The organism is Paractinoplanes tereljensis, from assembly GCF_016862435.1.
Lineage (GTDB): Bacteria > Actinomycetota > Actinomycetes > Mycobacteriales > Micromonosporaceae > Actinoplanes > Actinoplanes tereljensis.
Genome location: NZ_BOMY01000013.1, coordinates 208,182 through 220,074 on the forward strand (window position 1 = coordinate 208,182; position 11,893 = coordinate 220,074).

An 11,893-nucleotide genomic window follows, 5' to 3' on the forward strand; every position below is an offset into this window, starting at 1 on the left:
GTCTCCGCTCTTCCCCAGCCGATGTCATGCGACTAGTATCTTGGCGTGATGTTCAGATGCGACATCGCGCACGGGGGTGCTGGCCGACTGTGAACAAAAACGTGCACCAGGGCCTTCACGGCGAGGGCTATATGTACGCGCTGGCCTGCGCCGGAGGCTTCACGACGTCGCGCATGAACCTGGACCTTGACGGTGTCGACTGGCAGATCGCGCATCCCGGGCCTCGAGGCACCGCTCGATCGCCGAAGATCGAAATCCAGGTCAAGTCATCGTCAGCTCCACTGATCAAAGACGACCAGATACACCAACCGCTCAAGGTCCGGCATTTCAACCATCTGGCCGGAGCCGGCTTCCAGGTTCCGCGGTTCCTCTCCGTCGTTGTGGTGCCGAGAGCGACCGAGGATTATGCGGTCTGCACCGACCAGCACATGCGACTGAGCACTGCGGCATATTGGCTTTCGCTCGCGAACCGGGACACGCTGCTGACCGAGGAGGACGACTCCACGCGGGTGACCGTGCAGGTCCCGCTGCGGAATCTGCTTACCGTCGAAACGCTCGGCCGGCTACTCGATGGGGATCTGGAGGGAGCGGCGCGATGATCCGAGCCCAGGTCACCGATCGCGACGCCCTCGCGGCGCGACTCCCATCCGAGTTGGCGATGTACCTTCGCGCTCACGATTGGACGATCCGCAGCCGCGAAGGAAGCGCCGTGCAGTGGGTCAAAACGGTGGATGACGAGGAATTCGAAGCACTCCAGCCGCAGGAATCGACGATTCGCGACTATGCCGCGCGGGTTCGCGATCTCTTGAACGTAGTCGCGATCTCCGAGGATCGGTCAGAGCTGGAAGTGCTCACCGACATCTCCAACGTGTCGATGGACGTCCACACCGTTCGAACCTTTCCGCCGGACAATGCGCCCGGGATGATCGGCCTCGATGACGGCGTCCAGGCATACGAAAGCGTCCGGAACCTCGTGATTGCCGCGGCCTACACGGTCAGCGTCGCCCAACCGCGCGCGGTGCAGCCCGCTCGGAAATCGGCCGAGGTGCTGAAGTTCCTCCGCGATGTGCGCATCGGCCCGTCCGCCGAGGGAAGCTTTGTGCTCTCGGTTCACACGCCGGTCCCCCCTCGGCTCTCTCCCCTCCAGCCCACCCTCTTCGAGACCGAGCAGGCCGGCGGATTTGAACCAGCCGAGCCATTCGAACGACGAGTCTCGCTACGCCTCTACGACGCGGTGCGTGCGGCCCACAATGCCGCCAACGATGCCCTGATTGATCCGAGTGGGCTCGGCGTCTTCACCGAGTCCGTGCCGGACGGCATCAGCGCCAACCTCTGCGAGGCGCTGGTCGGACTCGGTGGCGAGGCGGGTCATCCGTTCGAACTCTCGCTTCGTTTGGCACCATCTCGCCCGATTCGTGCCCGGCCGCTGCCGCCGATTCATTTTCGCCGAGACCACATCCCGGTGCTCTCCTCTGCCGCCCAGGAATTGCGAGAACGAATTCCCGAGGAAGGTGTCGTCGTCGCCGGCAACGTCGTCCGGCTACACCGCGAAGGTGCCGGATCGGGAGAGATCAGCATCGCCGGGTCGGTTGAGGGCGACGATCGGCTGCGGCGCGTCTGGATGAACCTGACCGACGAGGACTATTCGACCGCCACTCTGGCCCACCGGGAGATGTCGATCGTCTCGGTTCGCGGTGACCTGGTTCGGCGCGGCACTCGGCTGTACCTGACGAATCCGGCGGCTTTCCGGGTAATCGCTACCCAGGACTGAGCAGGCGGTGGCGGCGGAGCCAGGCGGCCTGGCCGCCGTCGATCAGGATGTCGGTGCCGGTGATGTAGAGCGAGGCCGGACCTGTCAGGAACGCGACCGCCTCGGCGAGTTCGCCCGGCGTGCCGGTGCGGCCGATTCCGCAGGCCACAAGTGACGCCATCATGTGCTTGCCGGCCTCGCCTTCCTGTTCTGCCTTCGCCATTGCGGTGGAGATGACGCCGGGGCTGACCGTGTTGATGCGGGCGCCTCGGCGGTTGTAGGCCAGGGCGGCGGTCTCTACCCGCACCTGGTTGGCGCGTTTGGCAAGGATGTAGGCCGCCACCGGCTCCAAGGTCGCCGCCTGGACCACTACGTCCAGTGACAGCAGGTCGGCGGTGGGGGTCGTGGCCAGGGCCATCTCCTCCGCGGGGGTCAGCGTTGCGTAGTGGCCGGCCATGCTGGCTATGCAGACCAGCGACATGCCCTGGGTTGCCACCGGCTCGAACGCTTCGATTACGTGGGCGGTGCCCAGCAGGTCTACCGCCATGATCTGGTGGGCGGTCGCGGTTGCGGCCGAGACGCCGGCCGTGTGCACGACGGCGGTCAAGCGGCCCTCGGCCGCGGCGGCCTCGGCCAGCTTGACCACCGACGGGCCGTCGGACACGTCGGTGACCTGGCCTTTCACCGTGTATCCCTCGGCCTGCAGGGCGGCTACCGCTCGGTCCAGGGCCTCGGGGGAAGCGTCGGCCAGCAGCACGGTTTGGCCGCTGCCGATTCGGCGGGCCACTGCGGTGCCCATTCCGCCGGCGCCGGTGACCACTACGACCGTCATCTGATGTCCTTCCACGGGGTGCTCAGGGCAATGGCCTGCCGCCAGGGGCGGATGGCCTTGGGGGGCATGCCTACGGCCAGGGCGCCGACCACGCGGTCGCCCTTGCGGTACGCGGCCAGGAATCGCCGGTCTGCCAGCGAGCCCTCGACGACCTCGACCTCGTCGTGGCCGCGCAGGTAGCCGTAGGCGTGGATCTTCAGGTCGTACTGGTCGGACCAGAAGTAGGGCACCGGCGCGAACGGCTTGCGGGCCTGCGGATTCAGCAGGTTGCGGGCGGCCGCCAGGCCCTGCTCGGCGGCGTTGGTGCGGTGTTCGATCCGCATGGCCACGCCGAACAGCGGGTTGTGCCAGCGGGCCACGTCGCCGGCCGCGTAGACGTCGGGCGCCGCCGCGCTGTACTCGTCGCAGACGACCCCGTCGTCGATCTCCAAACCGGAGCCTAGGAGCCATTCGGTGTTCGGGGCCGATCCGATGGCGACCAGCACCTCGTCGGCCGCGAGTGACTCGTGGCCGAGCTGCACGCCGGTGCCGGTGACGCCGGTGACGGTCACCCCGGTGCGCAGGTCTACGCCGTGGTCGCGGTGCGCCTGCGACAGGACCTGGCCGATCTGCTCACCCACCGCGTGGGCGAGCGGCACGGGAGCCGGTTCCAGCAGGACGACCTCGCAGCCGAGGCCGCGGGCCACGGCGGCGCATTCCGCGCCGAGAAACCCGGCGCCGACGATGGCCAGGCGGGTGCCGGGGCGCAAGCTTTTCCGCAGGTCAAGAGCGTCCCTGACGGTACGGAGGACATGCGCGCCCGGACCCGGAAGGCGACGTGGCCGTACCCCGGTCGCCACGATCAGACCGTCGTAGGGCACGTCGGTGCCGTCGGCGAGGCGTATCGTCCGCTCTTTCTGGTCGAGGCCGATGGCCCGGGCGCCGAGGCGGAGGTCCAGGCGCAGCGCGGTCAGCTGGTCCAGGGTGCGCAGGGCCAGCCGCTCGGCATCCCAGGTGGAGGCCAGGATCTGTTTGGAGAGCGGCGGACGATCGTACGGTGGCTCGATCTCCTCGCCGATCAGCGTGAGCGAACCGCCGAAGCCCTCCCGGCGAAGGGTCTCGGCCGCCGCGAGGCCGGCGGCCGAGGCACCCACGATGACGATCCGGTTCACGCCTCCACCAGGCGGATCGCGGCAGCGGGACACACCGCCGCGGCCTCGCGCACCTCGTCGAAGTGTTCCGGGCCGGGGGTGGCGTCCAGGACGATCGCCACGCCGTCGTCGTCGCGCTGGTCGAAGATATCGGGGGCGACCATCGCGCACTGACCGGCCGCGACGCATTTGGGTTCGTCGAACTCGACTCGCATCGTCGTCTCCCTCACCACGTGACCGGCAGTGACTTGAGGCCGTAGGCGACGCCCTCCATCGCGAACGGGACCTCCTCGAACGGCACGGCCAGGGCCAGAGTGGGAATGCGCCGGTAGAGGGTGCCGTAGGCGACCTGCAGCTCGACCCGGGCCAGCGACTGGCCGAGACACTGGTGCACGCCGTAACCGAACGCGTGATGCTGGCGGGCGGGCCGGCGCAGGTCGAGCCGGTCGGCCTCGGGGAACTCGGCGTCGTCCCAGTTCGCGGCGGCCAGGTCGAAGATGATGCCGTCGCCGGCCCGGATGACCGTGTCGTGCAGTTCGATGTCGGCGTTGGCGATCCGCCGGATTCCACTGTGCACGATGGTCAGGTAACGCAGCAGTTCCTCGACCGCGTTGGCGACGAACTTGGGGTCGTCGCTGTTCTCCCGCAGCAGGGCCAGCTGATCCGGGTTACGCAGCAGCGCGAGGGTGCCCAGCGAGATCATGCTGGCGCTGGTCTCGTGCCCGGCGATCAGGATGGCGTTGGCCATGGTGATGGCCTCCGGCCTGGTCATCTCGCCGGCGACGACCCGCGCGCCCATCTCGGACACCACGTCGTCGCCCGGTTCGGCGATCTTCCGGTCGAGCAGCTCACTGAGGTAGGCGCCGATCGCCTGGCCGGCCTTGGCCGCCTCCTCGGGGGTCGACTCGTGACTGATCAGCACGTGGCTGGTGTGCTGGAAGAGCTCGTGATCCTGATACGGCGCGCCGAGGATCTCGGTGATCACCAGGGTCGGCACCGGCAGGCCGATCGCCTGGACCAGGTCGGTGGGGTTCGGGCCGTCCAGCATGTCGTCGATCAGGTCGTCGAGGACCTCCTGGATTCGCGGGCGCTGCGCCTCGACCCGCTTGACCATGAACGGGGCGTTGACCGTACGCCGCAGCCGGGTGTGTTCCGGCGGGTCGGTGTTCGTGATCAGCTGGGGATGGTGCGGGGCGGACGCCGCGCGGGCCCGGGTCATGTGCGGATAGCCGGCGCGCTTCTCGTCGATGCTCAGGCGCGGGTCGTTGAGCAGCGCGCGCTGGTCGGCGTGCCGGGTGATGAACCACGGCGTGCTGCCGTCCCAGATGCGCACCTTGCCGACCGGGTTGTCCCGGGTCATCTCGCGGACCGCCGCGGACGGGGCGAAGGGGCAGCTCGGCTCGCGGGTGGTCGGGTACTCGATCTCGGTCATAAAACCATGCAAACAGGGTGACCTGACGAGACCCGGACGCGAACCTGACAAAACGCAGACATCACTCCGCGAGGCTCAACCGGTACCCGAATCCTCGGTGCGTGTGGATCAGGGCCGGCGGCGTCTCGTCGACCTTCTGCCGCAACCGGGAGACGAGCCGCTCGATCGCGTTGCCGGCCCGGGTCTCGCCCCACACGTGCCGGGCCAGCTGCTCCTTGGACAGCACCCGGCCGGCGTTGCGCAGCAGGTGCCGGAGAAGCCGGTATTCCGCGGGGGTCACCTCGAGCAGCCGGTCGCCTCGCCAGGACCGGCGGACGGTGTCGTCGAGCAGCAGGTCGCCGTGCCGCAGCACGTCCACCGGTCCGGCGCCGGACCGGTCCCGCACCAGCACCTGGACCCGGGCCAGCAACTCGGCGCTGCGGCACGGCTTGGTGACGTAGTCCTCGATCCGGGTGCCGAGCATCGGCAGCAGCTCGCCCAGGAACTCGCAGGCGGTCACGCAGAGGACCGGCGGGCGGTCGCTGAAGGTCAGCCGCTCACGGGCGAGATCGTGCAGGTCGGGAGTGTCCACATCGACCACCACCAGGTCGATCCGCTGCTCGTCGAGCAACCGCACCGCGGCGGCTCCGGTCGCGGTCACGGTGACCCGGTAGCCGTCCTGGCTCAGCTCCGCCGTCAGAGCCCGGCGCATGCTCGGGTCGGGTGCCACCACCAGCACCAACGGATCGAGCCCGGTTCGCACCATCTCCTGGACGCGCATGCGCAGACCTCACTTCGCGGCCGGACCGGCCAATGGCATCGGGACGCATCGATTCAAGCACCCCGACGCCCCGGCGCGTCAGTACTCCACGACGCGAGCCGCGCCGGAGGGGTGACGGATGATCGGCCCATATCCCCGAGGTGTGATGCAGCGCACATTGGAGGGATGTGGATCGGAAGGTTAGGGCTGGTCACGGTGGTCGCGGCGGGGATTGTCCTCGTCGGACCGACCGGGGCGGAGGCCGCGTTCCCCGGACGGAACGGGCGGATCGCCTTTCAGCGGGAGTCGGTGGCGGGGGATCACACCCAGACCGACCTGTGGACTATCGGAGCGGACGGGAAGAACGCCCGGCGGCTCACCAACACACCGGGACTCAACGAACTCGCGCCGGCCTGGAACGGGGCCGGGACGAAGCTGGTGTTCTGGCGGACTCCGGCGCCCTTCGGGCACGGCGCGATCTGGACGATGGATGCCGACGGGCGGCATCAGAAGCGACTCACCACCGGGATGGACGCGCGGGATCCGGTCTGGAACCGGCAGGGTACGCGGATCATCTTCACCAAGGTCGTCAACGGAGGCTTCGACCTCTGGGTGATGCGCAGCGACGGGTCGGGGAAGAAGGCGCTCACCCGAGGGGCCCCGCTCGACTTCGAGGCGGCCTGGTCACCCGACGGGAAACGGGTGGCGTTCACCCGCGGGTCGGAGACCGGGGACGTCGGGGATATCTTCGTGCTGACCCTCGCCACCGGGAAGATCAAGCGGGTCACCAAGAACCCCGACTACGACCATCAGGTGGCCTGGTCGCCGGACGGCAAGCGGCTGGTCTTCGAGCGGGACACGCTCCGGCAGTCGTCGATCTGGACCATCAACCCGGACGGCACCAAGTTCCGGCGGCTGACCACCGGCAACTTCTTCGACCTCGGGCCGGCCTGGTCACCGGACGGCCGCTACATCACGTTCGGGACCGACCGGACCAGCCTCCTCGGCGACCTCTGGCTGATGCGAGCCGACGGCACAGCGAAGAAGCTGCTGTACGGCGTGCAGCCCGCCGCCGAGGGCTTCCCCGACTGGCAACCACGAAAGCGCTGACCGAACAACTCCGCGGGCCCCGGCGACGTCGTCGGAGCCCGCACCAAACTCTCAGATCACCGTGGTTCCGCCGTCGACGACCAGTTCCTGGCCGTTGACGTAGCTTGAGTCGTCGGAGGCCAGGAACAACGCGGCCGACGCGATCTCCTCCGGGCGGCCCATCTCGCGTCGCGGGATCACGGACTCGAACTGTGCCTTCAGCTGCTCGTCCATCACCTCGGCCATCAGGGCCGTGGCTACTTGGCCGGGGGTCAGCACGTTCACCCGGATCCGCCGGTCGCGCAGCTCGGAGACCCACACCCGGGCGTAGGCGGGCAGCACGGCCTTGCTCGCCGCGTACACACTCCAGTCGGGGTAGCCCCGGAGCGACGCGTTCGACCCGGTCATGAAGATCGAGCCGCCGTCGTTGAACAGCGGCAGCGCCTTCTGGACGGTGAACAGCGTGCCGCGCGCGTTCAGCGTGAAGGCGGCGTCGAACTGCTTCTCGGTGATCTCGCCGAGCCGGCCCTGCTCGCCCGTCCCGGCACTGGCCCAGAGCACGTCGATCGCACCCTTCTCCTGTTTGACCGTCTCGAACAGGCGGTCCAGGTCGTCGAGGTCGGCCGAGTCGGCCTGCACGCCGGTCACGTTGCGGCCGATCAGCTTGACCGCTTCGTCCAGCGCGTCCTTCCGCCGGCCCGAGATGAAGACGTGCGCTCCCTCGTCAACGAACAACTTCGCACCGGCCAGCGCCATCCCGCTGGTCCCGCCGGTGATCACCGCAACCTTGCCGTCGAGCTTTCCCACAAGCACTCCCTTGGTTAAGTACACCGACCTGAGTGCTTAACGTAGCAGCTATGCACACCGATCGGTACCCAAGACGGCTATGCTGGGCCGGTGACCGAGATGGAGAAGGGACCGCGGGGCCTGCGTCGCGGCCGGGGCGCACGCGAGCGCATCCTCAGCGCGTCCCAGCGACTGTTCCGCGAGCAGGGCATCAACGGCACCGGCATGGACCAGCTCTGCACGGCCGCCGAGGTGTCCAAGCGCACGCTCTACCAGCACTTCGCCGGCAAGGACGAGCTGATCGCCGAGGGCCTGCGCCGCTTCGACCCGGACATCCTGCCCGAGGTGTTCGACCGCACCGACCTCACGCCTCGCGAGCGGCTCCTCGCCCCGTTCGACGTGCACTCGCCGCTGTGCCCGTTCATCGCGGCGGCCGTCGAGATCCCCGACCCGGACCACCCGGCCCGGGTGGAGGCCACCACCTACAAGAAGGGCTTTGCCGCCCGGTTCGCCGAGACCGCCCGCGAGGCCGGTGTCACCCACCCGGAACAGCTCGGCGAGCAACTGGCGCTACTGCTGGACGGCGCCTCGGCCCGCAGCCGGGTGCTCAACACCGACGCGTTCAGCACCGCCGCCGCCATCGCCGCCGTCCTGGTCGATCAGGCGCTGCCCGCAAGCCGGCCGTTCTCCAGGTAGCGGGTCTCGCCGGGGACCGCGGCCCGGATGCGGCGGGCCAGGCGGTCCACTGTGTATTCCGCCAGGTGGGCGACCGGGATGTACGCCCATTCCAGGATCTCGCCGTCGGTGAATTCGATGGCGGCGTGCTGGGCTTCGGTCAGGATGCCGCCGTCGAAGAGGAAGAGCAGCTTGTCGCCCTCGGTCGGGTGCGGGGCCCAGTCGATGATCAGTGCCTGGCCGGGCGAGACCACTAGACCGAGCTCTTCGCGTACCTCTCGGGTGCAGGCTTCGGAGGGCGTCTCGCCCTCCTCGACCATTCCGCCGGGGATCTCCCACTCGTCCTTGTAGTGGGTGCGCACCATCATGATCCGGCCGTCGGCGTCGCGGAACAGCGCTCCGGCGGCTACCAACAGGCTCACCCCTGGCACCTTACGGCGTGACCGCGACCTGGAAGATAGGGAGTTTGCCCAATCTTTGGTACGCGTGCAGGGCGGCCTGCGTGCTGTCCACCGAGGAGTCCTGCCCCTTTTGGTTGTGCGGGGTCTCGAACTGCACCATCGCCCGGATCTTCGGGAAGCGGCGAAGCTCGTCGCCCAGATCCCGATAGAAGTCGACCTTGTAACCGGTGTTGCGCCGGGAGGACCAGACCCCCCACTCGGCGATCATCAGCGGTTTGCCGGGATGCCGGGAGAGGGCCCAGTTGTAGAAGCCGGGCCAGGCGCGCTTTCCCTCGATCCGGCGGTTGAAGATCTCGGCGAAGTCGCCGTGGCCGTAACCGGGGTCGCTGTAGGCGTACGTGTCGAAGCCGATCCAGTCGACCACGTCGTCGCCGGGGTACATGTAGTTGAACCAGCTCTGCTGCGCGTGCTTCACGTACGCCATGTGCACCAGCACGCTGACGATGTTGTTGACGCCGTGCGCGCGCAGCCGGTTGATCACGTGCCGGTACATGGCCGCGTAATCGCGTGCGGTGTAACCGGAGCCGGCCCGCTCCCGGACGTCGTTCTCGCCCTCGTGGTGGACGGCGAAGAAGAACTGCTCGGGGAAGTTCTTCTTGATGTGTACGGCGAGCCGGTCCAGGAACGCGTCGGTGCGCCGGTCACCGCGGGCGATCGCGGCCCACGAGGCCGACTCCGGCTTCCAGTTGAGGAACAGGATGCGATGGCGACCGGGCTGGTGCGCGATCGCGATCTCCTGGTCGGTGGGGAACAGCTGCCGGATCCCGCCGTGATAAGCGTGGTAGATCGCCTGGGTGCGACCGGTCTTGCGTTCGAAGGCGGCGAGCGCACTGGCGCCGCGGCTCTCGGTGTGCGCGCCGGGCGCGACCCCCCACAGCACGTTGCAGGTGGGGACGAGCTTGCGGCCGGTGCGGCAGTGGGTGCGCGGCGCGGCCGCGCCGGGGACCAGGCCGGGTACCGCGATGCGAGGCGCCGGTTGGTTCGAGAGCGCGCCCGGGGCAAGCGCCACGGTCGGGTCGTCCGCAGTGGTGGAGGGACCCGCACTGGGCGACTTCCGGCCGGGCAGCAGGCGCCGATTGTCGCCGAGGGCCGGGAAATCCGGGGCGGCGATGACCGGTAACGAGACGGTGGGATCCCCGACCGAGCCGAACGGCAGCCCGAGTTGATCGACGCCGCCGGTCCAGGCCCAGACGAGGGTCGTCGCCACGGACAGCACGAAGGCCACCGGTACGGCGGCGAAGTGTACAAACCGGAGTCGTCGCGGGCGTCGGGTCACGAGGTGCCAGTATTGTGACGAAGATCCGGTTTGTCCAATACCTGATGCGGGAAAGGCACCGGAAAGTTGGACAGATCGGCCGCTCCGCCCTGCCCTCGACCACGACCGCCGGTGCTGCGAAACTGTCCCCCTAGTCGGCCGCAGGGGGATGCAAAGGTGAATGGTTCGGTGCTTCCCGAGGACGTGTTGCGCGACGCGCCGTCTTATACGCCGCTCCCACACGAGCTCGCGGACCTGGAGCTGTTGCTCAGCGGCGCCTACACACCGCTGACCGGCTTTCTCGGCCGCCCCGACCTGGACGCGTTACGCCGCCGCGGGCGCCTCGCCGACGGCACGTCCTGGCCGGTCCCGGTGACCCTCGACGTGCCGTCCGAGCTGGTCAACGGCCTGGAGCTGGACGACCCGCTGCACCGCACGATCATCCTGACCGACCCGGAGGGCGCGCCGGTGGCGGCGCTCGAGGTCAGCGACGCCTGGTCGACCGGCGAGCGCACCTACGGCGTCGGCGGCACGGTGCGCCGGATGGGCGACGGCGGGCACGGCCCGTTCCAACGGTTGCGGCGCACGCCGGCCGAGGTCAAGGTGCTGCTGCCGCCGGGCCGGGTGCTCGGCGTGATCGCCGACCGGCCGCTGCACCGCCCGCAGCTCGCCCAGATCGCGCACGCGGCCCGCACCCTCGCCGCGCACCTGCTGATCCTCATCCCGGTGAGCGGTCCCGGGCCCGACGGTCTGCCGCCCGAGGCGCTGGTCCGGTCGGTCTTCTCGGCCCGCGACCGGATGCCCCCGGCCACGGTGGTGGCCGTGCCGCTGCTCACCCGGGGCGACGAGATGCGCGACGCGATGCTGCGGGCCCGCGTCGTCGCCGCGTACGGCGCCACCCACGTGCTCTCCGGCGGCGAGATGCTCTCCGGCCGGGGCCTGCACGTGCTGGTGCCGCGCGAGTTGGCCTACGACAACCGGGACGGCCAGTGGCGCTGGCGGGACGACATCCCGCCGCGCAACCGCCGCCTCGCGATGACCCCGTCAGAGATCGACGACCTGCTCGACCGCGGTTTCCCGCTGCCCGAGTGGCACACTCCCCCGGCGGTGGCCAAGGAGCTGGTCCGGGCCCGGCCGCCGCGCCGGCACCGGGGTCTGGTGGTGTTCTTCACCGGCCTCTCCGGCTCGGGCAAGTCGACAATCGCCCGCGGTCTGGCCGACTCGCTGCGCGAGTCCGGCGAACGCACGGTGACGCTGCTGGACGGCGACGTGGTGCGGCGCGAGCTCTCCGCGGGGCTGGGCTTCAGCAAGGCCGACCGCGACCGCAACGTACGCCGGATCGGCTGGGTCGCCGCCGAGATCGGCCGGCACCGGGGCATGGCCGTGGCCTGCCCGATCGCACCCTACGAAGAGGCCCGGGCCGCGGTCCGGGGGATGGCCACCGAGGCCGGCGCCGGTTTCCTGCTGGTGCACGTGGCCACCCCGCTCGAGGTGTGCGAGCAGCGCGACCGCAAGGGCCTCTACGCCCGGGCGCGGGCCGGTCAGTTGCGCGGCATGACCGGGATCGACGATCCCTACGAGACGCCGGCCGACGCCGAACTGACCATCGACACCACCACGATCACCGTCCCCGAGGCGGTCGAACTGGTGCTCGCATACCTCGTGGAACACGGCTGGGTGGAGCCGAAACTGGGCTAAACCCATCACGAAGGCGGGCGTGAGACGTTTACCTCCCTGGGGGCAA

The 11,893-nt window shown here is 69.3% G+C and carries 13 protein-coding genes; 5 read left to right on the forward strand and 8 right to left on the reverse strand.

Going from position 1 to position 11,893, the window contains the following annotated elements; genetic code table 11:
• Positions 1-89: 89 nt before the first annotated feature.
• Together Ate02nite_RS10205 and Ate02nite_RS10210 are read left to right on the forward strand one after the other, a co-directional pair.
• Positions 90-599 (forward strand): DUF4365 domain-containing protein, encoded by a 510-nt coding sequence (locus Ate02nite_RS10205; RefSeq protein WP_203802714.1) that lies wholly within the window; start codon positions 90-92, stop codon positions 597-599.
• Positions 596-1,771 (forward strand): hypothetical protein, encoded by a 1,176-nt coding sequence (locus Ate02nite_RS10210; RefSeq protein ID WP_203802716.1) that lies wholly within the window; start codon positions 596-598, stop codon positions 1,769-1,771. The genes Ate02nite_RS10205 and Ate02nite_RS10210 overlap by 4 nt, the downstream gene beginning before the upstream one ends.
• Here Ate02nite_RS10210 and Ate02nite_RS10215 read toward each other — a convergent pair.
• The 5 genes from Ate02nite_RS10215 to Ate02nite_RS10235 all read right to left on the reverse strand — a co-directional run bounded on the left by Ate02nite_RS10215 (position 1,758) and on the right by Ate02nite_RS10235 (position 5,904).
• Positions 1,758-2,582, reverse strand: a complete 825-nt coding sequence (locus Ate02nite_RS10215; protein ID WP_203802718.1) for an SDR family oxidoreductase — start codon at positions 2,580-2,582, stop codon at positions 1,758-1,760. The genes Ate02nite_RS10210 and Ate02nite_RS10215 overlap by 14 nt on opposite strands.
• Positions 2,579-3,733: an NAD(P)/FAD-dependent oxidoreductase gene (locus tag Ate02nite_RS10220; RefSeq protein ID WP_203802720.1), complete on the reverse strand. Its 1,155-nt coding sequence runs from the start codon at positions 3,731-3,733 to the stop codon at positions 2,579-2,581. The genes Ate02nite_RS10215 and Ate02nite_RS10220 overlap by 4 nt, the downstream gene beginning before the upstream one ends.
• Positions 3,730-3,927 carry a ferredoxin gene (locus tag Ate02nite_RS10225; protein WP_203802722.1) on the reverse strand — a complete coding sequence of 66 codons (198 nt, stop codon included), beginning with the start codon at positions 3,925-3,927 and terminating at the stop codon, positions 3,730-3,732. Before Ate02nite_RS10225 ends, Ate02nite_RS10220 begins: the two co-directional genes overlap by 4 nt.
• Before the next feature lie 11 nt (positions 3,928-3,938).
• Positions 3,939-5,144, reverse strand: coding sequence for a cytochrome P450 (locus tag Ate02nite_RS10230; RefSeq protein WP_203802724.1), 1,206 nt, complete (start codon positions 5,142-5,144; stop codon positions 3,939-3,941).
• 61 nt (positions 5,145-5,205) lie between these two features.
• Positions 5,206-5,904: a response regulator transcription factor gene (locus Ate02nite_RS10235; protein WP_203802727.1), complete on the reverse strand. Its 699-nt coding sequence runs from the start codon at positions 5,902-5,904 to the stop codon at positions 5,206-5,208.
• Positions 5,905-6,069: 165 nt separating this feature from the next.
• Between Ate02nite_RS10235 and Ate02nite_RS10240 the strand changes: the two genes are divergently transcribed.
• A complete protein-coding gene (locus Ate02nite_RS10240; RefSeq protein ID WP_203802729.1) occupies positions 6,070-6,993 on the forward strand; it encodes a TolB family protein in 924 nt (307 codons plus the stop codon).
• A gap of 51 nt (positions 6,994-7,044) precedes the next feature.
• On the opposite strand, the gene Ate02nite_RS10245 is transcribed toward Ate02nite_RS10240, so the two are convergent.
• Positions 7,045-7,779 carry an SDR family NAD(P)-dependent oxidoreductase gene (locus Ate02nite_RS10245; protein WP_203802731.1) on the reverse strand — a complete coding sequence of 245 codons (735 nt, stop codon included), beginning with the start codon at positions 7,777-7,779 and terminating at the stop codon, positions 7,045-7,047.
• Positions 7,780-7,878: 99 nt separating this feature from the next.
• On the opposite strand from Ate02nite_RS10245, the gene Ate02nite_RS10250 reads away from it, so the two are divergent.
• Positions 7,879-8,454: a TetR/AcrR family transcriptional regulator gene (locus tag Ate02nite_RS10250; protein WP_239147300.1), complete on the forward strand. Its 576-nt coding sequence runs from the start codon at positions 7,879-7,881 to the stop codon at positions 8,452-8,454.
• On the opposite strand, the gene Ate02nite_RS10255 is transcribed toward Ate02nite_RS10250, so the two are convergent.
• Together Ate02nite_RS10255 and Ate02nite_RS10260 are read right to left on the reverse strand one after the other, a co-directional pair.
• Positions 8,418-8,855: an NUDIX domain-containing protein gene (locus Ate02nite_RS10255; protein ID WP_275422831.1), complete on the reverse strand. Its 438-nt coding sequence runs from the start codon at positions 8,853-8,855 to the stop codon at positions 8,418-8,420. The genes Ate02nite_RS10250 and Ate02nite_RS10255 overlap by 37 nt on opposite strands.
• A gap of 10 nt (positions 8,856-8,865) precedes the next feature.
• On the reverse strand, positions 8,866-10,101 hold the full coding sequence (locus tag Ate02nite_RS10260) for a glycosyl hydrolase (RefSeq protein ID WP_239147273.1): 1,236 nt from the start codon (positions 10,099-10,101) through the stop codon (positions 8,866-8,868).
• A 225-nt stretch (positions 10,102-10,326) separates the two neighbouring features.
• On the opposite strand from Ate02nite_RS10260, the gene cysC reads away from it, so the two are divergent.
• Positions 10,327-11,847: an adenylyl-sulfate kinase gene (gene cysC / locus Ate02nite_RS10265; RefSeq protein ID WP_203802737.1), complete on the forward strand. Its 1,521-nt coding sequence runs from the start codon at positions 10,327-10,329 to the stop codon at positions 11,845-11,847.
• Positions 11,848-11,893 lie beyond the last annotated feature (46 nt).

Bases quoted from the DNA above. Each gene is read 5' to 3' on its own strand.
- Ate02nite_RS10215 (WP_203802718.1), bottom strand. From the start codon at position 2,582: ATGACGGTCGTAGTGGTCACCGGCGCCGGCGGAATGGGCACCGCAGTG.
- Ate02nite_RS10230 (WP_203802724.1), bottom strand. From the start codon at position 5,144: ATGACCGAGATCGAGTACCCGACCACCCGCGAGCCGAGCTGCCCCTTC.
- Ate02nite_RS10225 (WP_203802722.1), bottom strand. From the start codon at position 3,927: ATGCGAGTCGAGTTCGACGAACCCAAATGCGTCGCGGCCGGTCAGTGC.
- Ate02nite_RS10250 (WP_239147300.1), top strand. From the start codon at position 7,879: ATGGAGAAGGGACCGCGGGGCCTGCGTCGCGGCCGGGGCGCACGCGAG.
- Ate02nite_RS10210 (WP_203802716.1), top strand. From the start codon at position 596: ATGATCCGAGCCCAGGTCACCGATCGCGACGCCCTCGCGGCGCGACTC.
- Ate02nite_RS10235 (WP_203802727.1), bottom strand. From the start codon at position 5,904: ATGCGCGTCCAGGAGATGGTGCGAACCGGGCTCGATCCGTTGGTGCTG.
- Ate02nite_RS10240 (WP_203802729.1), top strand. From the start codon at position 6,070: ATGTGGATCGGAAGGTTAGGGCTGGTCACGGTGGTCGCGGCGGGGATT.